We start from the raw sequence: 25679 nt of genomic DNA on the forward strand, positions 1-25679 counted from the left end.
CGCCTCCTCGAATAGGCCTAATACATAGATGCAACCGGGTCCCTTTGTTCAAAACAGCAGGAAAAGCGGGTAGACAATGTAGGCGAGTCCATACATAGGAGCGGCCCCTGTGCCGCGATTGGGCCCGTCAGGGCCCACAAGACAGCCATCGCGCCGGCACATGAAACAAAGCAACGACAGCCACTTCCTCCATGAAGCCGCAACAACCTGCATGCTCAGACTGTACCCACGGACGCACAAGCCGCCCTGCTTGCTACAGAGCTAGGCCAGGCAATACCTGCCCCGCCCTCTCGGCTCAGCGCTTGGGCTCGGACCTGGTATCCACCCGGGCCAGATCCCCACCCGGCAACCCCTTGTCCGGCTCTGGACTGAGCCACACGTTCACGCTATCGACGCTCTCCTGATTCAACTGACCGCTCCAGCGGTTCAGCATGAACAGGTTGGTGATGAAGTCATACTGCGACTTGAGCAGATCCCGACGGGCCTTGAACTCGTTCTGCACGCTGGTCAGCACGTCCACCGCGTTGACCACGCCATAGGCGAACGCCTTCTGCGCCGCGATGCTCGACTGCTGCGCCGACGACAGCGCATTGCGGTTGGCGCGGATCTTTTCCACCGCCGCCTGGGCGGTCAGGTACGACGTCGTGGTCTCCTTGACCACCTGGCGACGTACACCCTCCAGGTCCTGCTCGGCCGCCAACTGGTCGTTGTACAGGCCGCGCACCCGCGCCGAGGTCGAGCCACCGCTGTACAACGGCAGTGAAATCCCGACACTCGCCACGTAGCTGTCGCTGCGCGGCGCCTGGGTGTTGTCGTAACCGACGTCACTGCGCTGGGCGCTCAGGTTCAGGGACACTTGAGGATAATGCCCACCCTTCCCTTCACGCACGGCCGCATTGGCGGCTTCGGCGCCGTACTCGTACGACTTGAGCAAGGGGTTGGAATCGATCGCCTGGGCCACGTAATTGGTCAGGGGACGCGGTGGTGCCTCCAGGGCTACATCGTTACGCACACGGCTCAGGCGCTCGGTGATCGGTCGCCCGACCAGCTCGGACAAGGCCTCACGGCTGACCTGCACCTGGTTGCGCGCCTCGACTTCCTGAGCGGCGAGGAAATCCACGCGCGCCTGGAGGTCGAGCTTGTCGGTGATCTTGGCCATCTGCTGCGCGAACATCATCGTCACGCGATCAAGGTTCTTCTGCGTCGCCCGTCGCTCGGCCTGCACCAGCTCGAGTTCATCGTCGGCCGCCAGGGCCACGAAGTAGCGCTTGGCCAGCTCGACGGTGGCTTCGGCATGGGCATCTTCGGCCTGCTCGCCCCGCTGGCGCGTCACGCTCTTGGACTTCTGCCAGGTTTCCCAGGCGGTCTTGTTGTACAGGTACTGGGTGAGGGTCAGCGAGTTGCTTTTGTTGTTGTAGATCTCACGCGACGCTTCGTCCTTGCGCAGGATACGGTTGGCGCTGGTGTTGGCAGACAGCTGCGGAAGCAGGCCACCCAACGAAGCACGCTGCTGCTCGGATGCCGATTGCGCACGCAGGTAGGCGGCCAGGACACGTGGGTCCTCAAGACGCGCCTCGCGGTACAACGCACCCAGATCCAACGCATAGGTCGAGGCCGACACCTGCTTGGGCGGCACGTCCTTGGGCACGACAGGTTCAGCGGCCATGGCCTGCGCCACGGCCAGGCTCAGCAGTACACCGGGTAAGAAACGCAGCACACTCATTCCTCGATCATCGATGTGGCGAACATGTTGCGCGCCGGCTTGAGCAGGTACTCGAGCATGGTGCGATCGCCCGCATTGATCAGCACTTCGGCTGGCATGCCGGGTTGCAGCTTGCGATTGGCAAGCTTCTTCATGCCGTCGTCGGTGACCTTGACCCGTACCAGGTAGTAAGGGTCGCCCGAGCGTTCATCGGTCAGGCGGTCAGCAGAGATGCGGGTCAGCTTGCCTTCGATGACCGGGGTGGTCGCGTTGTTGAAGGCGCTGAAGCGAATGTCGGCGGTCTTGCCCAGTTCCAGCCGATCGATATCGTTCGGCGCCACCTTGGCCTCGACGACCAGGTCGGACGTGATGGGCACGATGTCCATCAGGGGGGTGGCCGCCTGCACGACACCGCCGATGGTGTGCACCTTCATGTCCAGCACCATGCCGCTTTCCGGCGCACGGATCACGATGCGCGACAGGCGATCCTGCAGCGCAGCTTCCTTCTCTTGCAAGTCGAAGACCTGCGCCTGAACCTGCGCCAGCTCATCGGCCACATCGGCGCTGAATTTCTTGTCCAGCTGAACGATCTGCAGCTCGGTCTCGCTGATCTGCAACTTGGTCTTGGCGATGGTCGATTTATGGTCGGCCATTTCCGTGCGCAGCATGTCGAGCTTACGCTGCGATTCCAGCAGGCGCTGGTTGTCGACGAAGCCCTGGGCCAGCAGGTCCTTGAGCTGCTTGATTTCACCGCTGTAGGACTTCTCGAGCCCCTGCTTGGTGCGGATCATCTCTTCCAGACCACCAATCTGCGCCTTGAGCTGACTGATCTGCTCACGGTGCACCGAGATCTCGCCCAGTCGCGACGCCTTGCGGGAGACGAAGACCTGCTGCTCGCCGGCAAGGGCCTCCTTGGCACGGTCGGAGTCGGTCCCCTTGAGCTCGACCGGTGGGATGGCATCGAGCTGGTCACGCTCGGCACGCAAGCGGGCCTCTTTATAGCGCGCCACGATCAACTGGTTGCGGGTGGACTCGTACTCGGCGCTGAGCTGGGATTCGTCCAGAACGATGACAGGGTCACCCTTCTTCACCGAATCACCGTCCCGCACGAGCAGTTCCTTGACGATCCCGCCTTCCAGGTGCTGCACGGTCTTGCGGTAGCTCTGCACGGTCACGAAGCCGGAGCCGTGCACCGCGTTGCTCAACGGCGCGAAGGCGGCCCAGGTACCGAAAATGCCGAAGGTCACCAGAACGATGGTCAGGCCGATGCGGCGGATGCCGCGATCGGAAGTAGGCATGTCATCGAAGTTGTGGTCGAACTGCGTTATGGCTTTGCTGGTCATCGATGAGGTCCTTTCACACGCCGTTGGGGGTGGCTGGCGATGGCGCGGCGGGGTTGCCCCCCGCAGGTGCTACAGGTGGTGTGGGCGCCGTGGGGGCAGCAGGTGCCGCCGGTGCGGCAGGGCCGGCAGGCCCAGCGGGAGGAGCGCCCTTGGCGACCCGTGGCTGGTTACCCGCCTGCTGCTGCGCGAGCTGGGCGATGACCTTGTCCCGCTCGCCATACAGGGAGATGGTACCGCCGGCCATGACCAGCACACGGTCGAGGCGCGAAAGAATGTTCGGACGGTGCGACACGATGAAGACCGTCGCCCCGCTTTCCTTGACCTTCTGGAGCGCGACGCCCAGGGCCTTCTCGCCTACATCGTCGAGGTTGGAGTTGGGCTCGTCGAGCACGATCAACCGCGGCTTGCCATACAGGGCGCGGGCTAGGCCGATGCGCTGACGCTGACCACCCGACAGGTTGACGCCCTCGCTGCCGATGACCGTGTCGTAGCCATCGGGCTGCATGAGGATCATCTCGTGCACACCCGCCATCTGTGCGGCCTCGACCACTTTCTCTGGGTCGACCGTGTCGAAGCGTGCGATGTTTTCGCTGATGGTGCCTTCGAACAGCTCGATGTCCTGAGGCAGGTAGCCCACGTGAGGGCCAAGCGCCTGCTTGTCCCAACTGGCGATATCGGCGCCATCAAGGCGCACGACGCCGTGCTGAGGAGGCCAGATACCCATCAAGGCACGTACCAACGTGGACTTGCCAGCGGCACTGGGGCCTACGATGCCGACGATGGAGCCAGCTGGAGCGACGAAGCTGATGCTGCGCAGGACCGGCGCCTTGGCGCCAGGCGGGGCCACGATGAGGTTCTCGACCTGGATATGGCCTTCAGGCGCTGGTAGCGGCATGCGCTCAGGCTCTTTTTTCAGGTCGTCCATTACTTTGTTCAGGCGCTCGTACTGGACCTTGGCGGCGACGAAGCCTTTCCAGTTGCCGATCATCTGATCGATGGGCGCCAGTGCACGACCTAACAGCAGAGACCCCGCCATGAGCAGGCCGGGGTTGATTTCGTGGGTGATCACCAGGTAAGCGCCCGTAGCGAGCATGATTGACTGGGACCAGGTACGGAACGTCTTGGACGTCGAACTGACCACGCCGCCTTTATCGCTAGCGTTCGACTGCAGCAACATGACGTTGCGCTGGCGCTTGGCCCAGCGGTTCATCAGTGTTTCCAGCATGCCCATCGACTCGATGACTTCGGCGTTGCGCAAGGTCTTGGTGGTCACCACATTGGACGCGACGTTTTCCTTGTTGGCATTGGCTAGTGCCTGGCCCGTCACCCTGTGGTTGACGACTGCGAGTATCGCGAGGATTGCGCCACAGGCCAAGGTTATCCAGCCGAACCAGGGATGGAACAGGAACATCACGATCGTGTAGATGGGGAACCAGGGGGCGTCGAAGAATGCGAACAGTCCCGAGCCTGTGAAGAACTGCCGAAGAGAAGTCAGGTCGCTGAGTGACTGCGCTGTCGCATCGGCTCCGCCACTGGAAAGCGCACGCTTGAAGCTGGCTCGGTAGACGTCTCGACTGAGCAGGACGTCCAGACGATTGCTGATGCGCACCATGATGCGAGAACGCACCCACTCCAAGGCGCCCATCGTCACGACCAGCACAGTCATGATCAGCGTCAGCATGAGCAGAGTAGAGGTGCTGCTGGATGGCACGACCCGACCCGACACCTGGATCATGTAGAAGGTGGGCACCAGCATGAGTGCGTTGACGAAGAAACTGAAGAAGCCTACCGAAAGGAAGCTGCTCTTGCAGGCTCTGAGGGCGGCTTGCAGGTTGTTGTCGGCTTGGTAACTCATGGCATCCGTACTGAGGAATGGCGAAAGCGGCGGGCAGTGTAACACCGACCAAAGAGGGCGGCGTATCGGACTGCGTTAGGCGTGATTTTGTTCACACAGGGCGCCCAGTGTTTCATGAAATGTGTCGCCGAACATGAAACCAGAAGCTGCTCTATTTCAGGGCATTTTCGATGCGACAGGCGGCGTACCTGATTTTCGCGCTCAAGAACCCCTGTCAAAAAAACCACCTGCTCCGCATGCTCGCAACCTTAAACGCGCATTCCTATGATTTTTAAGGAATTTTCTTACGAAAATATATTCCTAGTAACGAACTCAGGAAATCTCAGGCCGTCACTGCGGATCGCAACGCTTGCAGCTAAGTTCCGGCGAAATGGGAAATTTTTTTGGATTTCTTGGTTGACATCCTTTCCCTCTGACGGCATCTTCGCCACTCGCAGGAAGCCTTCAATGGCCGCTTAGTGTATGCACGGGTCTGAGCAAGTTAGCTACCAGTGTTAGTGCTTAAAAGGAGCTTAACAACGCCATGTCTATGCCTTCACAGACCCTCGACGGCCTGAAAATCAGCTCTCGGGTCACGCTGCTCGAGCCGGGCATGTACATCTTCAGATACGCCTCCCAGCCCCCCGCTGAAAAGCCCGTCTGCATTGCCCTCCAGCAAGCTCCGCTGGGCAAAGGCTCCATCGACTTCTTCCCCGCTGAAGGTGTCAGCAAGAACATGCTGACCAAGCTAGGCGATACCATCATCGCCCGCGTCAAGGCCGGTGTCACCACGGTGCTGATCACCGAGTACCACATGTTCGACGAAGTGATCGAGCCAGTGGACCTGCGCATTGACCGCATCGACACCTCGCCCGCCATCATGCGCACCTTCGCCGTGGTCGCCAGCACCGACTCGAACGAAGCCCTCGCGGCCGACACCCCCCTGCCCCTCACGATCACCGCTCACCTGAACGCGAGCGGCGAAGTCGTGTCCCATGATGGCTACGTGGGTGAACCGGGCGCTGACGAATTCATCGAATCGTTCTCAATTGACTGGGCCGAGAAACCAATCGGCATCGACCTTGTCTACACCTGCACGGTGGCCGGATCCGGCCCCTGCCGCAACGTTTCCACAGGCACCGTCATCGGTGCACGCGCTCAGGGCTTGCCCTTGATCAGCGCAGGCTTCAGCCTCGTGGGCCCGATGCGTAAACATTACGATTTGACGGGCGTTGTGGTGTTCGGCACTGCTGAACCACAACGCCTGGTTGCCAATCAGATGATGCATGGCCCTACCGGCAACGAGCCGTTGGTGGCGCTGCATCTCGCCGTTACCCCCGTTACGAAGATGAACGCTGCCCGCCTTAAGTCTCCGTGGGAAAACTCTGCGTCACAGCAGAACATTATTGCAGCAGGCCACATGGCTTGAAGTAACAGGAATACACCATGCAATACGATAGCCCCGTATCGAGCAGCGCTCTGCAAAACGACCTGAGCGCCACCAGCGCTAACCTGTCCGACGCAACCCTGGCAGCCATCAACAGCCTGCTGAACCTGGACACCATCGAGAACGTCGGCATCGCCGGCCTCGAAGGCAATGCCGTTCAGCTGCCAACCTCCGGCACCGCTGACATCGTCTTCGGTGAAGTCGAAGGCGCTCAAGGCGACCAAGTCGTCGTTGACCTGGCTGCTGCCGAAGTTGCTGGCGTTAGCGCATACGTGCTGCAGAGCGACGCCAACTTGGTTGTTGACCTGCAAGGTCAAGCAGCTGCTCCGGCTGGCGACGTCCAGACCTTCGCTGCTGCCATCGCTCCAGCTGCAGTCGACACCTCGGCCATCGAACTGGTAGTTGCTACCGGTAACGGCGACGACGTGATCACCGTTGGCGGCGACCAGAACACCCTGATCGATGCTGGCGACGGCAACGACACCATCATCACCGGCAACGGCAACAACACCGTGATCGCTGGCCTGGGCAACAACAACGTCACCACCGGTTCGGGCAATGACACCATCATCCTGAGCGGCAGCGACCACGCTGACATCGTCAACGCTGGCGAAGGCTACGACGTCGTTCAGCTGGACGGCTCGCGCGACGACTACACCCTGACCACTGGCAACAGCTTCAACGTCAACCTGACCGGCAACCAGACTGCCGCCATCAGCAACGCTGAATTCCTGTCGTTCGTGAACGGTGATGAAGTCGAGACCGTCGCACTGGCTCACAGCGAAGCTGAAGCTTCCGCCCTGCGCCTGTTCGAAGGCATCCTGGGTCGCGACGCTGACCAGGACGGCGCCAAGTTCTTCGTTGACCAAGTCAACCAAGGCACCACCCTGGACGTGATCGCCAACCAGTTCCTGAACTCTGCCGAGTTCGCTGGCGTTGCCAACGGCGAGAACATCAACGACCTGTACAACGCACTGCTGGGTCGTGACGCTGACGAAGACGGCACTGCGCTGTTCCAGAACTACCTGGCCACCGGTGGTTCGCTGGCCGACGTTGCTGCGTTCATCTCGGTTTCCGAGGAAGCGCAGAACCGTGACCAGTCCAACGGCGACTTCGTCCGTGAGCTGTACACCAGCGCACTGGGCCGTGACGCTGACGAAAGCGGTCTGGAGACCTATGTCTCGGCACTGTTCAACGGCACCAGCCGTGCAGACGTTGCCAAGTACATCGTCGGTTCGGAAGAAGCTGCTCAGAAATCCACCAGCGAGTTCATCGACGCGCTGTACGGTTCCGCTCTGGGTCGCGAAGCTGACGCCGCTGGTAAGGAGTTCTGGACTGCCCAGCTGGACGGCGGTCTGAACAAAGCCGACGTAGCTATCAGCATCATCGGTTCGCCTGAAGCTGCTGAACACATCGACAACGTGGTAGTCCTGCACGGTAACGTGTAACTAGCACTGTCGTAGTGAAGGATACGCCCGGCCGCAAGGCCGGGACGTATGCGAAAAGGGGCGACTTTCGAGTTGCCCCTCTTTTTATTCCCTGCCGTTAAGCCAAGCTTATGTCCAGACAACTCGACCATGGGCGAGAAACGCTCATGGACATTTTCCACCGCCACCAGCAAGCCAATGAGCACGAAGCAGCAGCAGCCATATTGGAACGTGCGCTGCAGGTTCCCGCCTATCGGCCAGAAGCACTGGTGTGGAAAGGCATCGCGGCACTGCCGCAAAACCCCAAGCTGGCCTTTTTATTTTTTGCAGAAGCTGCCCAGGCTCTTCCGGAGCGGGCCGACGTCCATGCCTTGGTCGGCCGAAGCCTTCTGGCTCAAGGCAGTCCAGCGCTGGCAACGCGTTATCTTACGCATGCATGGAAAACTCAGCCCAATGATCTTGCGCTGCGCCTGACTCTTTGGGAGGCCAGGAGCAAGTCTGAGACGCCTGCTGAATTGCGCCACATGATTCTTGCGCATCTGCCCGATATCCATGTGGGTAAGGAGCTTGGATTGGTCCTGAAGCTATTAGCTGCACAGGCCGATGTTCCAAGTACCATCGGCGTGGTGCGCTACGTGCCAGAGCATAAGGAGATACAAGGTTGGGCGATCGATCTGCGTAACCTGCAAACGCCGGTCGCCTTGCAAATTGACGCCGGGGGCACCCGAGTCAACATGGTGGCCAGCGCCATCCATCCCCTGCTGAAGGCAGCAGGTCTGCCAGACACACATGGTGGGGTAAGGATACGCGTGCCCAATCCTACTCCAGCGGTGCACGTAGTCTCCGTCGATGGTACCCCTCTGCTTGGGAGCCCACTCTACGCAATGCCGGCATTCGTACCGCCCTCCCCCGCCGCCACAGGTGAAAACAAGAAAAACCCTGTCGATGTATTGATTCCTGTGTACGACGGTCTTAAGGAAACGCTTGAGTGCATAGACAGCGCATTGGAAGCCCGCAAGCTCAACCGTACCCCACATCGGTTGGTTGTGATCGAAGACAAAACGCCCGTACCTGCGCTGGCAAAAGCTCTAAAAGTGCTTGCGGCCAAGGGTAAGATCACTCTTATGCAGAACAAGGTGAACCTGGGCTTCATCCGCAGCATGAACCGCGCCATGGCCTTAAGTCCGAACAAAGACGTGGTCTGGCTCAATGCTGACACTCGGGTTCATGGTGCTTGGCTGGATCGTCTACACGCAGTGGCCTATAGCGCCGACGACATCGCCTCGGTCACGCCTTTCACTAACAACGGCGAGCTGATGAGCTTTCCACGCAGCCAAATCTGCCACGACATGCCCGACGCCGAAGCACAAGCTGAGCTGGACGAGCTGGCTCAACAGGTGGGCAGTGTGCCGATGGAAATCGAAACGGGCTGTGGCTTCTGCTTGTACATCAAGCGAGATGCACTGAACGAAGTCGGTTACTTGGACGAAGTGCACTTGGCGCGAGGCTATGGTGAAGAAACGGATTGGTGTTTACGCGCACGTAGACAGGGCTGGCGCCATATGGGCGCGCCTAACGTTTTCGTGGCGCATCAGGGCGGTATTTCTTTTGGCACCGAAAAAGCTCTAAGGGTAGCGCAAAATAATGCCATTTTGCGTCAGCGTTACCCTAAGGCGTCGGCTGACTACAAAGCATTTTGCCTTCGGGATCCTATCAAGCCCGCACGACAGGCTTTGCAACAGGCACGCTTTGAACACCTGACTAACAAACCAGCGAGCGAACAGAAAAAACTTTGGCCAAGCAATGTTGACAAGCAGCTTCACGTTCACGATGGCTCAGGCGCAGATTTAGATTTCAGTCTTAGTTATCATTATGATAATCACCGTACTTGGGCATTACTGAGAGCTCCCTTACATCCCTTATCGCTAAACCTTGAATTCGAATTGCCAAATGATGTTACACGTCTAGTAGAATCGTTGCGCAAGCTACCATTAGAAGGACTGGTATTCCGGCAACTGAGGCGGTGTCCGACTGTCTTGTGCAATCTGCCAGTCGTACTCGATCTACCTTACCAGATCCTATGTGCTGATGATTGTCTTCTCAGCCAACAGTGTGGCTATGACTGGCAGCGCTTCGCTCGCGAGGCCACTACCGTACAAGTGCCTTGGGAAACGTTGAGGCCGCATTATATCAGCGCACTACCAGGCGCCCGCATTTCGAAAAGCGAAAATCTGAAGCATAGTAGGAAGGCCATGGATGCCCCTGAAACACTATTGATTGGCGATAACCTGCGCCAAACCCACATCGCCCAGCGCTGGCTCGAGTTCGCTCAGCATATTAGACGTGAGCAAAAAACAATTCGCTTGCTAGCTCAAAACGATGGACCTTTACTAGAGCAGTTAACAAACACAGGCGCGGTTATTATTTTGCCAAGACTGCACGACCTCAGTCTTGTAGAGCGTGTTAAGGCCGCTGGTTGCACAGGCATACTGAGCCTGGCTGAAAATCCAGGTAGCGATTGGCACGCACCTACCTTGGCGGAGCGATTGAATCTGCCACTATTCGCCTATCCTAGCCTATTGGCGAGCGAAGCCGGCGCGATCATACTCACCTCTTTGTCTTTCATGCCGGGCCTGGATCAATGAACCACTTCCTTTCGGATCAATCATTAACGAATCAACAACCTGACAGTCCACCTACATTCAGCGGTGCCATTCTCGGTTTGCAAGGAGACGTACTGCATGGTTGGGCTATGGACAATGTGCATCAAGAAGAACGTCTGATAATCGAGGTTTATATCGATGGCGTAAGTGTTGCCGTGGCTCGTGCTGATCGATATGAACCAGGAGCACAAGGCGGCGACCAATATCATGGCTTCGTTGTACAGCTCAGTCAGAATTGGCTCAATGACGCAAGACTGATTACCGCACGCATTGCCAACCAACCGATCGCGCTAGAAGGCCAGATCTTACTACCTGCTTCACTAAGTCAAGATACGGCAGAAATTACTTCGCAAATCTGGCACACAGGGGGCTTACGAGTCGGAGGGTGGTGTTGGGATCCAAAAGCGCCTCATCGGCATGTGCAGATCATAATACGTAAAGGTGACCATGTCATTGCCAAGGCAGTCTGCAACGCGCATAACCAGGCATTGGCATATCGTGCGACCAGCGATCATGGCTTCAGCATCGATCTACCTTGGGAATTAGCTGACGGCGAAACACATGAATTGGAGATCTTAAATGATCTTGGTCAACCGCTTAATGGGAGCCCCATTCGTCTGAGGTGCTACCCAGAGGGCATTGAAGGGTTATTAAAGACGGCCGATGTTAAGCATGATGCAGCGGCAATGGGATTGCTCATAGGATTAGCTAAAGAATACACACTGCGATTGCCGAGAAGTGTTGGATGGCAGCACTACCCGAAATGGTTTGAAACCTTTCAGCGCTTGGAAAAGCTAAGCAGTCCAGTATTACAAGGCAAGCTAGGACTCTTGCTGATTAGTAACGGCAATCAAGATCAGGAAAATATTAGCTTAGCGAGCCTTGGAAAGGAGCGTGAACATGTACATGCCCTAGCTATTGCGCCGTTTGAAAATGTTTTGCCTGGTATTGAAAGTTTGTTGATGCAAGGCTGCGATCGTATTCTACCATTAATGGCTGGAGATCACCTTGCTTTAGGAGCTCTGCCGCACTTTAGTGAGCTGCTTAATAATGATGCTGCTTGGGCATACGCTGACTGTGACCGGGACGGACCTGAAGGTGATCGAGGCTCACCTTGGCTAAAGCCAGTTTGGGATTTGGACCTGTTCATTGGCGCAGACGTATTCATGCCCGGAGCAATTTTTGGTTCAGAAATCATAACTAAAGCTCTAGAGTTGATTAGCACTCACTACAAACGATCGACAATTAACTGGCACGACTTAACTGCTGGTATCGCTCTTGCAACTCATAAAAACAAAGCGATCGTTGTACATCTGCCTCGTGTACTCTACCATCAAAGCAACGAAGCACCAATTAGCCCCGAGCAGCAAACAACGTCAACACTAAGATTCCAGGCAATAGAGTGGCTGTGCAAAACATTAGAACCTAAAGCAACCGTCAATCCAGTTACTAACTATCCGTCTTTGCTTGAAGTCCATTGGCCCCTGCCAGAAAAACTTCCAACCGTAACACTACTTGTCCCTACGCGCGACCAGTACAAGCTATTGAAAACGTGTGTCGAAGGGCTACTGAATCGCACTGATTATCCTAATTTAGAAATTATTGTCATCGACAACCAATCAAGCGATCCCAATACGCTAGCTTATTTTGAGGATATAAAGCACCGGGGGGTGGTCATCTTAGAACACCCATACCCATTCAATTATTCATCCATCAATAATCGAGCCGCCAAGATTGCCAGCGGCGAAATAATTGGATTAGTAAACAACGACATCGAAATTATTGAAAGCGGGTGGCTCAAAGAGATGGTTGCCCAACTTATTCGTCCAGGTGTCGGTGCGGTAGGAGCAAAGCTATTATGGCCAAATCAGATGGTGCAACACAATGGCGTGGTTGTAGGAATTAATAGCCTTGCAGCTCACACAGGCAACAATCTACAAGATAATGACCCTGGGTATCTTGGGTTAAATCAACTAACTCGTCAGCAGTCAGCAGTGACCGCAGCCTGTCTAATTACTCACAAATCGCTCTATGAAAGCGTTGGTGGGCTAGATGAAAAAATGTTTCCAGTCGCATTCAATGATGTTGACTTGTGCATGAAGATAAGAGCGGCCGGCTTCTCAATTCTTGTATGTGCATCGGCCAAGCTTATCCATGCTGAATCAGCAAGCCGTGGAAAGGATCTTACTAGAGAAAAACAGGCAAGAGCAATGCGTGAGCAAATGGGTTTCATACAAAAGTGGACACTTTCTCTCTGTGATGATCCTTTCTACCATCCAGCTCTGAGTCTCGATTACGTAACAGGACCTTACGGAGGGCTTGCTCTGCCTACCCCAATACCTAAGGCTCGAACTAATCAGGGACACGGCTTAATTTAGCAACCGAATAACCTTAGTAGCCTATCACTGCAGATAAATCGCACTATCATTGGACATACTCATGCTCGAATCATCCTTAACGCCTGCATCAAGCACTGTTAATACAATAGCTGGACACTTTGACTATGTGGATGAAGACTTCGCTTACGGCTGGGCATTTGATCCAACTAAACCGCTTGAGCCTGTCAGAGTAGATATATTGTGTGATGGTAGGATTGTAGGTCAGGGTTTAGCTAATGGGCATAGACAGGATCTAAAAGACGCTGGAATAGGCGAAGGCAATCATGCGTTTTCAATAAAATTATCCTATGAACTTTCTGATGGGCGACCCCACAGCCTTCTGGCCCGCAACAGCAGCACCGGTGCAATTTTGTCAGGCGCTAAAATCCCCTATGGTCCAACACAGGGGAATCTAGATTTTTCATCTCTCCCCAGAGACACTGGGAAAATTTATCTAGACGAAATCATTGAAAGCTCTCAAACGCTTATCCAAGAAGGCAACGCCACTCGAATCGCACAGGCTTTTCAAATTGGATGTCTACTTCAGGAAACTGGACAAATTAATGATGCCAGGTACGTCTGGGAGTCTTTAATTAAAGTACTAGGCGAAAACGCCTTGCTCGACACTAAGATTGCAGAAGGTTACTTACTAAACAATAATCCAGCACAGGCAATCATATTCTACAAAAAAGCTGCCGAACAAAATCTTTTGTTTACCTGGGCACACTTGGGTATAAGCGCCTGCCATAGAAAGCTGAATGATTTTGAAAACGCAAAAGAAGCGTTCGACTTTGCAACCCATACGGTTACACATCATCAAGCAGCGCTTGAATATATTGCATTGGAAGAATCATTTATATTGCCAGTCTTGATCGAAGGCTTAATCTCTGAGGGCAACACCAAACAGGCTACAGATGTCTTATATAGAAAGTTAGCTGAGAATTTCGATCATAAATATGCTCAAGAGAAACTTGCTTTGATTCTGGCTGACAATCTCTCTTATCAGGGTAGCAGTGAAACGAAGGAATTACTCGTATCACACAGTATATCGCTTGAACTTCTGAAAATGGCGCTAACCCTTCAAAATCCAAGATCCCTTTAAGCATAAAATTTGTGAGCTATTGAAAATGTCAACTGAAAATCAAGCAAAATCTCTTGAAGAACGCAGGGCGCGTTTGGGTGCTATCGGTGCCTTAGATTTCCTTATCGATTATCAGCGTAAACAACGTAGCGGGATTTCATACCCCGTAAACTATATCCCTTTTTCGACTAAACCTATACCGGTCGATAGCGACTTGACCAGATTCAAAAAAATACCAAGCAATTTCCCAATTACTGAATCGCTGCCACCTCTCAAAGGCTTAGGCAACGATTACTCTGAGCTAATGAAAAACTTGGATCAAGCACCCCACTTGAATCAGATAAAAATCTCAGTTGTGATATTAACCTACAATCGCATTGAACCTCTTCGACGAACCTTGGCTGGCTTGGCACGCCAAAGCTACCCACTAGATCTTTTCGAAGTTATTGTGGCAGATGATGGAAGTAGCGAAGACACGATAAAGGTCATTAAAGAATTTTCAGAATTTCTCGACATTAAATATACGTGGCATAAGGACGTAGGGTTTACCGCTGCCGCTTCAAGAAACAACGGCGTACATGTTGCTCGTAATGACTTAATTATCTTGCTTGATGTAGACATGTTCCCATCGCAAGACCTGTTGATGAACTACGCAAAGTGGCATAAAGTTCTCGACAAGGCTGTACTGATCGGACCTCGCAAGTATATTGAAATGCAAAATTTCGATGTGCAGCACATCATGCAAAATAAAAATCTTGAAGATGAATTTAAAGAAATCATCACCAATAATGATGTAGCCGGCAAAATTCAGGGAAAACATTCTGTCGATTGGCGGCTAGAAATATTCGAAAGAACTAAAAACCTTAAAACTGAAAAAGTACCCTTCCGTACCTTTGCGAGCGGCAATGTGGCTTTTTCCAAGAAGCAATTTGAGTCCATTGGCGGTTTCAATGAGCGATTTAGATCATGGGGTTTCGAGGACACTGAATTAGGTTATCGTTTCTACAATAACGGCCTTTATATGGTTCCTGTAATGGATGCCTGGGCTTATCACCAAGAGCCTGAAGGCGGGGAAAATGAGACAGACCGTAGCGCTGGTAAGGAATTAAGCGGTGAAATCTTTGGGAATATATGCCCATACTATCGACACATCCTCAAAGCCAAGAAAGACTTTTACGAAGTTCCCAAAGTCTCTATATATATACCCGCCTACAACTGTGCTGACACTATATGTGACGCAATTGACAGCGCGCTGAACCAAACATTTACAGACCTTGAAGTTTGCATTTGTGATGATGGATCCACAGATGAAACACCCAACATCCTCAAGCGTTACTTCTCTAACAACCCGAGGGTAAGGTGGGTTAGACAGGAAAATGGTGGCATTGGCAAAGCATCTAATACTGCCCTCAGCCTATGCAGGGGTATCTATGTAGGCCAACTTGACAGTGACGACTACTTAGCCACAGATGTTGTAGAAAAATGCGTGGCGGCTTTGGATAAAAACCCAAATCTTGGGCTAGTTTACACTTCTTATGAAAATGAATACCCAGACGGTCGAATTGAACAGGGTTACAACTATCCTGTATTCACTCGTGAAAAGATGCTAACAGCCATGATTGCTCATCATTTCAGAATCTTCAAAAAGCTTTATTGGCATCGCACTGCTGGTTTTAACGAGCGCATCAAAAATGCTGTAGATTACGATATGTATTTAAAGCTGTGTGAAACAGCTGAAGCTGAGCACCTTAACATTGTTGGCTATCGCCGTAGACTGCATGGATTAAATACATCTCTTCTTAACTTTGGAGAGCAGATGAAAAACACAGCAGTTGTAGTAAACGCTTCTATGAAAAGACTCGGACTTGAACTAGAAGCGTGCTTAGAGAGTGAAAACGCTGCGCGCATGGTATATCAATCAACTGTCAAGAACTCGAAGGATTGAGGCTATGAAAAAACATATTTTGATAGCTATACGATACTCTATCGTACAGAAAAACAGCAGTGCGTGGCGTGCTACGAACTCAAATTTTGAAGACTATGTCGCGAAGGTTCTAAAAGATGAGCGCTTGAATATTCGCGAGAACACCTTCGAAAAGATCACACTGCGCTCGCTTTTTGATCAGGAGAGGGTCGATCCAGACGTCAGCTATTCTGTATTGATCATGGTAGCAGACATGCTACCTGCTCAACGAATTGCCAATTTGCAAAAATTAGTCAAGGCATCCGCTAGATCTCAAGCTTCTTTCGACATTGTCAAAATCGAATCGGGCACCGGGCTAGATTTTGACTATAGAAACATCAACGATGCCATCAAGGCAACTTTGCAAAAGAGAATGGAAGGTGCGATGAGCACTCTTGTTGCAACGGTGCGTTTGGATGATGACGATGGCGTTAGTAATAATTTCATAAGCAAGCTCAGCACACACATGCGCCCAGGGCTTGCCGGCTACGCTGTTTCATTTGCTCATGGCATTGAGGGGTATTGGGAGGATAGCGGAAATTATGTTAAAGACTTAAAGCATAGTTATTTCCCCAAATGCGCCCAAGCACTCGCTTATCTCAATGAGTACGACGCTCAGGGGGGCATGCGCGAGAATAAAACAATTCATGTTTACAATCTTGGCAACCACATGAAGATTGATGAACGCTTTCCTACGATAGTAGACGCAACAGCACCGATGTATTTCAGAACGCTAAGCACTACGAATGACTCTGTTGGATCGCCTTATCATAAGCACATGCCTTCTGTTCAAGGTATGAATACTCTGGAAAACTTTGGCTACTTAGCTGAGCTTTACCGCGGAGACTCAATTCCTGATAGTGAAGATTTAACTGCTCTAGAAGTTTGCAAGACAAGCAGCCCGTGGATGGCTCTGATTACTCATTTGAATAATAGAATCCAGCTTCGAGAAAAACAGATTCGCGAACTCACTGACCGTCTTGAGAAAAGCCAAAAATGAAAATAGCAGTTGCTGGAACAGGTTATGTGGGCATGTCAAATGCCGTACTACTGGCTCAGAATAATGAAGTAATCGCGCTAGATTTACTTTCCGAACGTGTTCACGCGATCAACGCGCGCACTTCTCATCTGGACGATGCATGTCTGAAAGATTACCTCCAAACCAAACAGCTTAATCTTCGTGCAACTCTTTGCAAAGAAGAGGCCTATGATGGTGCGCAATTCATTATAGTAGCAACTCCTACTGATTATGATCCCACCACTAATTTTTTTGATACCTCCTCGGTTGAAGCGGTCATCAAAGATGCTATTCAAATTAATCCAGACGCAACCATCGTCATCAAGTCTACCGTGCCGGTAGGGTATACACAAAAGCTTTCAAAATCCTTAAATCACGACAAAATTATTTTCTCACCTGAATTCTTGCGTGAAGGTAAAGCATTACACGATAACCTTTATCCTTCCAGAATCGTGATCGGATCACGTTCTCCAGATGCGATAACATTTGCAAGTCTCCTTAAAGAGGGGGCAATCAAACAAGACATTGAAGTTTTGCACACCGATCCTAGTGAAGCTGAAGCAATCAAGTTGTTTGCCAACACATTCTTGGCTATGCGTGTTGCTTATATTAATGAGCTAGACACGTATGCCGAAGTACATAATCTTAACTCTCGTCAAATTATCGAAGGCGTAGGTTTAGACCCTCGTATAGGCAGCCATTATCACAATCCCTCATTTGGCTATGGCGGCTATTGTTTACCGAAAGATTCCAAACAGTTACTCGCCAACTACAGTGAAGTGCCTAACAATCTTATAGGTGCTATTGTAGAGGCTAATAGAACCAGAAAAGATTTTATCGCTGAGAGCATACTTGGCCGCTCGCCAAACGTTGTCGGAATATACCGCCTTACTATGAAAAAGGGATCAGACAACTTCAGAACCGCCTCAATCCAAGGTGTAATGAAACGATTAAAAGCTAAGGGTGTTGAGATTATTGTATACGAACCAGTTCTTGGAGACGAAACGTATTTTGGTTCACGCGTTGTCAGAGATCTCTCCGAATTCAAGTCACTGTCCGATGTCATCGTAGCCAACAGATGGGAAGACGAAATTCGAGATGTCGCCTCTAAGGTATATACCCGTGACTTATTCGGAAAAGATTGAAGTTCAATGACAATCAGCTGCTTAATGAATAAGTAAGGAATCAATATGGAATCAGTTAGCAAACTACAGCAGATCATCGCTGATCTTCAAGCAGCTGAGCGTCGTCTTGCGGCATCAAGTACCGACCTAACAACTAACAGCGCTTCCTTGAATATTCCTCAGGATACAGGCCTAAACAATCGGAATACGTATACTCTTACGAAAACAGATTGCGACAATCTAATAACCAAAATTTCGGAATTGGAAGAAAAAAATCTTCAGATGCAATCTGAAATTATTAGCTTGACCGATGAAAACCGCCGATTTGCTCAGGAGCTTTACGATGCACAAAAAGAGAGCATTCTCAAAGCGAAGATTAACGACACTCTACGTGATGAGCAGGAATTATTAATCTCTAAACTTTATCAAGTTCAAGAGGAACTTGAATCCTACTACGTTGACAAGATCACTTTAGAAAAGACTCTAAAGGAATCGACTTCTTTTTTAAATGAAGTGAGAATGCATATCTCGAACAAGGTAGATCACACCAATTGAAAACATCCGACCTCGCATCATTAGTTGACCCTTCATGGTATTTAAAAGAGTACCCAGATATTCTTGATGCCGGGGTCGACCCTATTGAGCACTACGTAAATCACGGCCACAATGAGGGACGTCATCCTTATTTTTTACACTCAAGAAATCTAGAGGAGAAGCTTTGGTCAGGCTTTTCCAAACTGGCTCTTCAAGAGCTAGAAAATATTGCTTTGGCTAATACTGGCTCATGCATTGAAAAGTCCTATGCAGCATGGGCATGCCTTAGGTGGTATGTCAGCCATTTTGAATGGCAAAAAGCCAGCTCTTTTATCTTGATTTTAGACAAGCGCAATAAAATATTCCCCCACCTTAGTTATGATATTTTAAAGTCTAGAGTAGCTTGGGAGATTGGTGATGCTCAACAGCTTTCTGAGCTGAATTTACATTTTCGAGAAACCTATAAAGCTTGCAACGACATAGATTTAGCAGTTTCCAATATTCTCACTTGCCCGCATTGCACATTAAAAAAAGCCACCCCATGCATTCGCTTGAATAAGATCAATCAGCTGTTTTTAAGATCAAATCTTTCAAGCCTGACGCTGCAGGACCCAAGCAAACCTCTATCTATCGACAACATTCATACTTCTACCGCGGGCGTGACTATTGAATCCAAATTAAAAGTTTCGATAATCATGCCCGCATACAATGCAGCTTTATATATACGCACAGCTATTTGCGGCATTCTTTCTCAAACCTTTAAAAATTTCGAGCTGCTGGTAGTAGATGACGGAAGCACCGACAATACTTTTTCTATCTTAGAACAGTTGGCAAGATCAGACAAAAGAATAAAGTTACTGCGACATGAGCAAACTCTTGGCGCATATGCGGCCAGGAATACTGCCTTATATAATTCTACTGGATTTTATGTAACTAACCATGACGCTGATGATTGGTCACACCCTCAGCGTTTAGAGCTCATGGTAGATAGCTTGCAACGAAAACCAGACGCAATCGTAGGTTTGGCCGACTGGGTACGAGCCACTCCTTCTTTGATTTTTGGGATATCTAAAATTCAAAATGGGCTAATTGAACCCAGCGTTTCGACTTTTATAGTTAACCGTGATGTGCTTATTAAAATTGGCGGCTGGGATGAAGTTAAGGTAGCAGCAGATAGCGAGCTTCTAGATCGAATAAAAGCAGTATATGGATCAGATACGGTAATCAACGTATACCCAAATGTTCCGCTGGTTATAGCAAGATCAATTGAAACTTCTTTGACAAACTCTGCAGCCTCCCACTGGAAAAGCGATTTCTATGGAATGCGCAAGCAGTATAGGACGCTGTATTCAGCTTTTCATGAAAGGCTTATAACCTCTAAAGAACCATTTGTATCGACAGGTACGCATAGAATGTTTCCAGCGCCAGCAGCGAATCTTATAACACCATATAAACTTAACTTTGACTTTTTACTTATCGCCGATTTTTCTAACTCGCCCAATCTCAAAATTATGATTGAGCTTGTAGATACCATGATTTCTAAAAGTCAACTCGTAGGTCTTTGTCATTGGCCTGACTACGACAGTCATGGCAAATCAGATATCGCCGACTATTTTATAAATCTTGAAATTGACTATTTGCTTAAAACTTTAACATGCGATACAAAATGCACAGCTAAGCATCTTGTTGTTCTGAACCCTTCTCTACTATCCAAGCCTACAAATTTTATTCCAAAAGTTAAATTCCAGAATTATGCAATAAAAAGCCCAGATAAATTAATCAGCTTTCTAAATGAAAAATTTATCCACGATGAGTCTGAAATCGTTAGTAATTCCGGAGAGTTCTGGCCTGACTGGTATCTTTTTAACAATGAGGATGTGAGGGCGCTGAGAATCGACCCACTTCATCATTTTCTCACACATGGCTTGCAAGAGGGCCGTCTTCCAAACCCCGAATTCAATAGCGCCGACTATACGAAAAAAGTTCCTAGAATTCTGGATGTCTGCTGGCCTCCCTTTATTCATTATCTAAAAATTGGAAAGCCTCATAACATTCCTGGCAACACGAATGAATTTAAAGGCAAGGTTCCATATCACGCTGACCGTCCAACGGTTTTAGTCGCGGCCCATGCTGCCGGAAAGCTTTTGTTCGGCGCAGAAAGATGCTTACAAGATGTCGTAGTCTCGCTCAATCGTTTAAAGTTCAACATAATCATCACCGTACCTCAATCAGGCAATGATTTTTACCTTGAAGAACTGAGAGCATTTTCAGTCAAACTCCACATTGTCCCTTGTTCAACTTGGAAGGGCGAAAACGAGCCGGATAAGTGGGCAATAAATAAATTCTGCCAAATCATAGAAACCGAAAATGTCGATATAGTTTTAGCTAATACATTAACTCAAAGAGAGCCATTAATAGCTGCCAAATACAAATATAAAAAATCAGTGCTCTATGCGCACGAAGCGCCTCAGCATGATGCTGAGCTTTGTAGACAAATGGCTTTGGATGCACGCTCAATCACTCATACAATTGGAAGCTTGGCTGATAACATCTGGGTCACTTCAAAATATTCTTCTTCAACCTTCAAAGACCATAAAAACATCCATATAGTAGGTAATATTTTAAATCCTGAAGAATTTGACATCCCAAATATTATCGAACGAAATAAAATAAAGTTTGCCATTATTAGCAGCAACACCCCCAAGAAGGGAGTGCGTGATGTAGTAGAAATAGCTAAACTTTTAAATATAAGTACGCCAAACGCTGAGTTTTTGATCATAGGCCCAGACAATGATTTCATTCGAGAACTAAAAACGCTTAAAAACGCAGGAGAAATTGGAGAAAATGTCCGCTTTATTGATTATTTGGAAAGCAGCCTTGATGCCATAAAGCTTACGAATGTGATTCTTAGCCTGTCTCATTGTCAAGAGACATTTGCACGCACTGTACTGGAGGGGATGGCGGCTCGCCGGCCTGTAGTCGCATACGGATGGGGGGCGCTTCCAGAGCTGATTGAACATGAATGCAATGGGTATCTTGTACCGCCCTTAGATATAATGACCTCAGCAAAATACATTAAAGAACTGGCTTGCAATCCAGAGAAAATTCTTTCTTTCGGAGAGCATGGCCGCATGCATGTCGTGCGCCATCACAGCCCAGAGTCAATGCAGCTTCAAATCGCACGCGCACTAAAAACAAACATTAATACCGCTCAAAAATCTTCCTCCGAAAACAATAAGACTGTATTGTCGCAAAGAAAAAAATCCGCCCCCAAAACAACTGCCCGAAAGAAAAAACGCTAGTTAACATTGTAGCATAGGCATAACAAGAGGCTGGACATTCAAGCCAGCCTCATAAAATAATTAATTTACAGAATTCAAGAAATAGGATTTATAAATGTGGCCTCTGAAAGCTTTCAAAATTTCCAACCATTGGCCTATGTTAGCCTTTTTATTTTTAAACAACACTTGCTATGCTTTTGAAATATATACTTATCTTCCCTACAGCACATCGTCTTTCGTAGAGCATCATGGGAACGCCCTAGATAAAATCTACAGTGCACATAACATAAAAAAAATAAAGCTTGTTTATGATGAAAATCTTCTCGCATTACCCGCAGATCCAGCCAATAGAAAGTACGCTCTAGCAGCACCTCAAAAAATTCATTCTGTAGCTTCAAAAGACGCCTACCAAAATGACTCTCTAGTTTCTCTTGATATAGAAAGCTGGAACCGATTTGATACAGAGACACCCACTAAGATTTTAAATATATTAAAAACCTACCGAAATTCAAGCCCCAATACTACATTAGGGTTATACGCAACTGTTCCACAGAACACTTATAAATGGGATTCTAGCAAGATTGAATTTTACGAAAAAATGAACAGGCAATATATCGATGTCGCCCAAGAAGTTGACTACTTTAGCCCCTCCTTATACAACTACTCGGGAAGAGACTTTTCTAGTTGGCTAGAAGGCGCAAAGTACAACATAGCAGCCGCAAAAAAATACTCTCTCACAAAAAAAGTGCTTCCTTATATTACACCTGAGGTTTCCAACAACGGCATTACAAGCTGGCTTTCTTACGATGAAATGCTTATGCGCTTGAAGGCGTTAGAGTCTTTAGGGGCAGACGGCTGTATTATTTGGGGAAGTAGCCAGTCTCGTGACACATCAGGAGCAAGACCTTCCTTGAACCCTTATTCTGGGTGGTTCAAGGCAATACTAGATTTTTCTACTATGCAAAATCGCTAAAACTCTCGATGACATGATTTCAATCGTAACACTTACCCCGACCTCTTAACCCCCCATATCAATTGCATTCATGATACGCTCTCATACAGCATGTGCTAAACCAGGTTAAAAGTGATACATTCACAATAAATTCATCATTGTTCGTTGTATATCCCGCTAAGGGCTCCCATGACTCGTAAAGGCCTCATACTCGCGGGTGGCTCCGGCACCCGCCTCCACCCCGCTACCCTCTCCGTCTCCAAACAGCTGCTGCCTGTCTACGACAAGCCGATGATCTACTACCCGCTCAGCACCCTGCTGCTCGCTGGTATCCGCGACATCCTGATCATCTCCACGCCCCAAGACACCCCTCGCTTCCAGCAGCTTCTGGGAGACGGCAGCCATTGGGGTCTCAACCTCGCCTATGCCGTACAGCCTAGTCCAGACGGCCTTGCTCAGGCCTTCACGATCGGTGCTGATTTCATCGGTAACGACCCTTCGGCGCTGGTCCTCGGTGACAACATCTTCTACGGCCATGACTTCCAGTCCCTGCTCCGCAATGCCAACGCGCGTGAGCAAGGCGCTTCGGTATTTGCCTATCACGTTCACGATCCTGAGCGGTATGGCGTTGCCGACTTCGACCAGCACGGGCGCGTCTTGTCCCTGGAAGAAAAGCCCACCACGCCAAAGTCAAACTATGCCGTGACCGGTCTGTACTTCTACGACAACCAGGTCGTCGAACTGGCACGCAGCCTGCGGCCCTCGGCACGGGGTGAGCTGGAAATCACTGATCTGAACATGTTGTACCTGCAACAGCAGAAGCTCCACGTCGAGATCATGGGCCGTGGTTACGCCTGGCTGGACACGGGCACGCACGACAGCCTCCTGGAAGCTGGCCAATACATCGCGACCCTCGAGCGCCGCCAAGGCCTCAAGGTCGCCTGCCCTGAAGAGATCTGCTATCGCGCGGGCTGGATCGATGCCGAACAGCTGGAGCGCCTGGCTCAGCCGTTGATCAAGAACGGCTACGGGCAGTACCTGCAAAGCGTCTTGAAAGAAAAGGTGTTCTGATGCAGGCCGTCCGTCTAGCAATCCCCGATGTCGTGCTGCTCACCCCGAAAGTCTTCGGCGACGACCGCGGCTTCTTCTACGAAAGCTTCAACGCCCGTGCCTTCGAAGCCGCCACCGGCCTGAACCCGGACTTCGTGCAAGACAACCACTCCCGCTCGGTCAAGGGCGTGCTGCGTGGCCTGCACTACCAGCTGGCACCCCACGCCCAGGGCAAGCTCGTGCGTGTGGTCCAGGGCGAGGTCTTCGACGTGGCGGTGGACATCCGTCGCGCCTCGCCGACCTTCGGTCAGTGGGTCGGCGCCGTGCTGTCCGACGAGAACAAGAACCAGCTGTGGATCCCGCCAGGGTTCGCGCACGGTTTCGTCACCCTGAGCGACACTGCCGAGTTCCTCTACAAGACGACGGATGTCTATTCACCCGAGTGCGAGCGCTGCATCGCCTGGGATGACCCGACCCTCGCCATCGATTGGCCCATCGATTACGCACCCAGCTTGTCCGGCAAGGACCAGCTGGGCGTGGCGTTGAACGACGCCGACGTCTTCGAGTGACGGGAAGCGGGGCTGTGGCATCTGCCGCAGCCCTGCGTCATCGACGATGCTCCGTTTTCACGCCTTTCGACCGGGATAAGGCGCATTGACAGGGTCTTGCGCAGGGTCCAGCATTTCCCCCTTTGTCCCCGCCAGTGACCCCGCACATGCCCGCTGCATCCCCTTCGCTCGAACGGCTGTATACCTTGGACACCCTGCGCGGCCTCGCTGCGCTCAGTGTGGTGTTCTGGCACTGGCAACACTTCTTCTATGTCGGTGACAGCCCGGCCGCCTTCGAGGTCGCACGCCAGCCTTTTTTCAGCCTGCTCACACCGCTCTACCAATACGGTGGGTTGGCAGTGCAGCTGTTCTTCTCCATTTCAGGGTTCGTGTTCTTCTGGCTGTTCGGCCAGCGCGTGGCGGCTGGGAGCCTGGGCGTGCGCAGTTTTGTCGTGGACCGCTTGAGCCGCCTTTATCCGTTGCACCTGCTTACGCTAGGTGGGGTTGCCGTGCTCCAGGCCCTCTACGCCACAGGCCATGGCACTTATTTCGTCTACCCTTTCAACGACGCCTACCATGCCGTGCTCAACCTGCTGCTCGCGCCCGCCTGGGGCCTCGAGCGGGGATGGTCGTACAACGCGCCCATCTGGTCGGTCTCGGTCGAGGTTCTGCTGTATGCCTTGTTCTTCATCCTTTGCCTGACTGGTCGCTGGCGTTGGTTGCTGGCGGCCATCGCCTGTGGTGCGGGGTTCGTGCTGTATCCGGGCAGTTACAAGATCGGCAGTGGGTTGCTGTGCTTCTTCGCCGGTGGGCTGGCCTATGGCGTCCTCTGGCAACTGCGACGCGGGTGTGGGTCGGGCCTTGCGTTGCTGGTGTGTGGCTGCATCGCGTCAGGTGCATGGGCTGCGCAACTCTGGTTGTGCGAGACGCTCAATGTCTACCTGGTGATGGGTTTGTGTTTTCCGGCCACGCTGGCCACGTTGGCAGCGGCCGGGCTGCACTGGCCTGGGCTGTGGCGCCGTACTGGCTGGATCGGTGATATCAGCTACTCCTCCTACCTGCTGCACTTTCCGTTGCAGATCGTGTTTGCGCTGGCCTTCGACCGTCTGGGCTTCGATCGCGCGGTCTTCTATCAGCCCTGGGTGATGCTGTCGTTCTTCATGGTGCTGCTCCCCATGAGCCTGGCCTGTCATCGATGGGTCGAGCGTCCGGCGCAACGCTGGTTGCGCAACAGTCGCCTGGCGGGCGTTCGACAACCTGGCGGACGGGTCGCGGTGTAGCCCTGTGGCGCCTGGCGTTCTCTGGTATCCTCAGGCGATTTTTTCGGCAGGCTG

Annotated in this window: 17 protein-coding genes; 14 read left to right on the forward strand and 3 right to left on the reverse strand. The window is 51.3% G+C overall.

The window, feature by feature from the left end; genetic code table 11:
• Positions 1–295: 295 nt before the first annotated feature.
• Genes G7007_RS12605 through G7007_RS12615 form a run of 3 tightly spaced genes read right to left on the reverse strand, consistent with a single transcriptional unit; the run spans position 296 to position 4900 of the window.
• The gene (locus G7007_RS12605) at positions 296–1723 is read right to left on the reverse strand and encodes a TolC family protein (RefSeq protein WP_181102192.1); all 1428 of its coding nucleotides are present in this window, start codon (positions 1721–1723) and stop codon (positions 296–298) included.
• A complete protein-coding gene (locus G7007_RS12610) occupies positions 1720–3045 on the reverse strand; it encodes an HlyD family type I secretion periplasmic adaptor subunit (RefSeq protein WP_181102194.1) in 1326 nt (441 codons plus the stop codon). Before G7007_RS12610 ends, G7007_RS12605 begins: the two co-directional genes overlap by 4 nt.
• Positions 3046–3058: 13 nt before the next feature.
• On the reverse strand, positions 3059–4900 hold the full coding sequence (locus G7007_RS12615; RefSeq protein ID WP_181102196.1) for a type I secretion system permease/ATPase: 1842 nt from the start codon (positions 4898–4900) through the stop codon (positions 3059–3061).
• Between the two features lie 529 nt (positions 4901–5429).
• Here G7007_RS12615 and G7007_RS12620 point away from each other — a divergent pair.
• From G7007_RS12620 to G7007_RS12685, 14 genes are all read left to right on the forward strand, one after another.
• Positions 5430–6308 (forward strand): hypothetical protein, encoded by an 879-nt coding sequence (locus G7007_RS12620; RefSeq protein WP_181102287.1) that lies wholly within the window; start codon positions 5430–5432, stop codon positions 6306–6308.
• 17 nt (positions 6309–6325) lie between these two features.
• On the forward strand, positions 6326–7774 hold the full coding sequence (locus G7007_RS12625; RefSeq protein ID WP_181102198.1) for a DUF4214 domain-containing protein: 1449 nt from the start codon (positions 6326–6328) through the stop codon (positions 7772–7774).
• A 146-nt stretch (positions 7775–7920) separates the two neighbouring features.
• Entirely contained in the window at positions 7921–10398 is a 2478-nt protein-coding gene (locus G7007_RS12630) for a glycosyltransferase (protein ID WP_181102200.1), read from the forward strand.
• Entirely contained in the window at positions 10395–12794 is a 2400-nt protein-coding gene (locus G7007_RS12635) for a glycosyltransferase family 2 protein (RefSeq protein WP_181102202.1), read from the forward strand. The genes G7007_RS12630 and G7007_RS12635 overlap by 4 nt, the downstream gene beginning before the upstream one ends.
• A 61-nt stretch (positions 12795–12855) precedes the next feature.
• Positions 12856–13896, forward strand: coding sequence for a tetratricopeptide repeat protein (locus G7007_RS12640; protein WP_181102204.1), 1041 nt, complete (start codon positions 12856–12858; stop codon positions 13894–13896).
• A gap of 25 nt (positions 13897–13921) precedes the next feature.
• Entirely contained in the window at positions 13922–15820 is a 1899-nt protein-coding gene (locus G7007_RS12645; protein WP_181102206.1) for a glycosyltransferase family 2 protein, read from the forward strand.
• Positions 15821–15824: 4 nt separating this feature from the next.
• Positions 15825–16838: a glycosyltransferase gene (locus tag G7007_RS12650; RefSeq protein ID WP_181102208.1), complete on the forward strand. Its 1014-nt coding sequence runs from the start codon at positions 15825–15827 to the stop codon at positions 16836–16838.
• Positions 16835–18001 carry a nucleotide sugar dehydrogenase gene (locus G7007_RS12655; protein ID WP_181102210.1) on the forward strand — a complete coding sequence of 389 codons (1167 nt, stop codon included), beginning with the start codon at positions 16835–16837 and terminating at the stop codon, positions 17999–18001. The genes G7007_RS12650 and G7007_RS12655 overlap by 4 nt, the downstream gene beginning before the upstream one ends.
• 45 nt (positions 18002–18046) lie before the next feature.
• Complete coding sequence (locus tag G7007_RS12660) at positions 18047–18535, forward strand: hypothetical protein (RefSeq protein WP_181102212.1); 489 nt, start codon at positions 18047–18049, stop codon at positions 18533–18535.
• On the forward strand, positions 18532–21816 hold the full coding sequence (locus tag G7007_RS12665; RefSeq protein ID WP_181102213.1) for a glycosyltransferase: 3285 nt from the start codon (positions 18532–18534) through the stop codon (positions 21814–21816). Before G7007_RS12660 ends, G7007_RS12665 begins: the two co-directional genes overlap by 4 nt.
• Positions 21817–21910: 94 nt before the next feature.
• Positions 21911–22768: a hypothetical protein gene (locus G7007_RS12670; RefSeq protein WP_181102215.1), complete on the forward strand. Its 858-nt coding sequence runs from the start codon at positions 21911–21913 to the stop codon at positions 22766–22768.
• 168 nt (positions 22769–22936) lie between these two features.
• The gene (rfbA, locus tag G7007_RS12675) at positions 22937–23818 is read left to right on the forward strand and encodes a glucose-1-phosphate thymidylyltransferase RfbA (RefSeq protein ID WP_181102217.1); all 882 of its coding nucleotides are present in this window, start codon (positions 22937–22939) and stop codon (positions 23816–23818) included.
• Complete coding sequence (gene rfbC / locus G7007_RS12680) at positions 23818–24366, forward strand: dTDP-4-dehydrorhamnose 3,5-epimerase (RefSeq protein WP_181102219.1); 549 nt, start codon at positions 23818–23820, stop codon at positions 24364–24366. The genes rfbA and rfbC overlap by 1 nt, the downstream gene beginning before the upstream one ends.
• A gap of 146 nt (positions 24367–24512) precedes the next feature.
• A complete protein-coding gene (locus tag G7007_RS12685) occupies positions 24513–25625 on the forward strand; it encodes an acyltransferase family protein (RefSeq protein WP_181102221.1) in 1113 nt (370 codons plus the stop codon).
• Positions 25626–25679 lie beyond the last annotated feature (54 nt).

Origin of the sequence: Pseudomonas entomophila (assembly GCF_013523125.1) — a bacterium.
Taxonomy (GTDB): domain Bacteria; phylum Pseudomonadota; class Gammaproteobacteria; order Pseudomonadales; family Pseudomonadaceae; genus Aquipseudomonas; species Aquipseudomonas entomophila_B.

Coding starts and splice junctions, on each gene's coding strand:
- G7007_RS12685 (WP_181102221.1), top strand. CDS start 24,513: ATGCCCGCTGCATCCCCTTCGCTCGAACGGCTGTATACCTTGGACACC.
- G7007_RS12630 (WP_181102200.1), top strand. CDS start 7,921: ATGGACATTTTCCACCGCCACCAGCAAGCCAATGAGCACGAAGCAGCA.
- G7007_RS12660 (WP_181102212.1), top strand. CDS start 18,047: ATGGAATCAGTTAGCAAACTACAGCAGATCATCGCTGATCTTCAAGCA.
- G7007_RS12650 (WP_181102208.1), top strand. CDS start 15,825: ATGAAAAAACATATTTTGATAGCTATACGATACTCTATCGTACAGAAA.
- G7007_RS12670 (WP_181102215.1), top strand. CDS start 21,911: ATGTGGCCTCTGAAAGCTTTCAAAATTTCCAACCATTGGCCTATGTTA.
- rfbA (WP_181102217.1), top strand. CDS start 22,937: ATGACTCGTAAAGGCCTCATACTCGCGGGTGGCTCCGGCACCCGCCTC.
- G7007_RS12640 (WP_181102204.1), top strand. CDS start 12,856: ATGCTCGAATCATCCTTAACGCCTGCATCAAGCACTGTTAATACAATA.
- G7007_RS12615 (WP_181102196.1), bottom strand. CDS start 4,900: ATGAGTTACCAAGCCGACAACAACCTGCAAGCCGCCCTCAGAGCCTGC.
- G7007_RS12635 (WP_181102202.1), top strand. CDS start 10,395: ATGAACCACTTCCTTTCGGATCAATCATTAACGAATCAACAACCTGAC.
- G7007_RS12645 (WP_181102206.1), top strand. CDS start 13,922: ATGTCAACTGAAAATCAAGCAAAATCTCTTGAAGAACGCAGGGCGCGT.
- G7007_RS12620 (WP_181102287.1), top strand. CDS start 5,430: ATGCCTTCACAGACCCTCGACGGCCTGAAAATCAGCTCTCGGGTCACG.
- G7007_RS12655 (WP_181102210.1), top strand. CDS start 16,835: ATGAAAATAGCAGTTGCTGGAACAGGTTATGTGGGCATGTCAAATGCC.
- G7007_RS12610 (WP_181102194.1), bottom strand. CDS start 3,045: ATGACCAGCAAAGCCATAACGCAGTTCGACCACAACTTCGATGACATG.
- G7007_RS12605 (WP_181102192.1), bottom strand. CDS start 1,723: ATGAGTGTGCTGCGTTTCTTACCCGGTGTACTGCTGAGCCTGGCCGTG.
- G7007_RS12625 (WP_181102198.1), top strand. CDS start 6,326: ATGCAATACGATAGCCCCGTATCGAGCAGCGCTCTGCAAAACGACCTG.
- rfbC (WP_181102219.1), top strand. CDS start 23,818: ATGCAGGCCGTCCGTCTAGCAATCCCCGATGTCGTGCTGCTCACCCCG.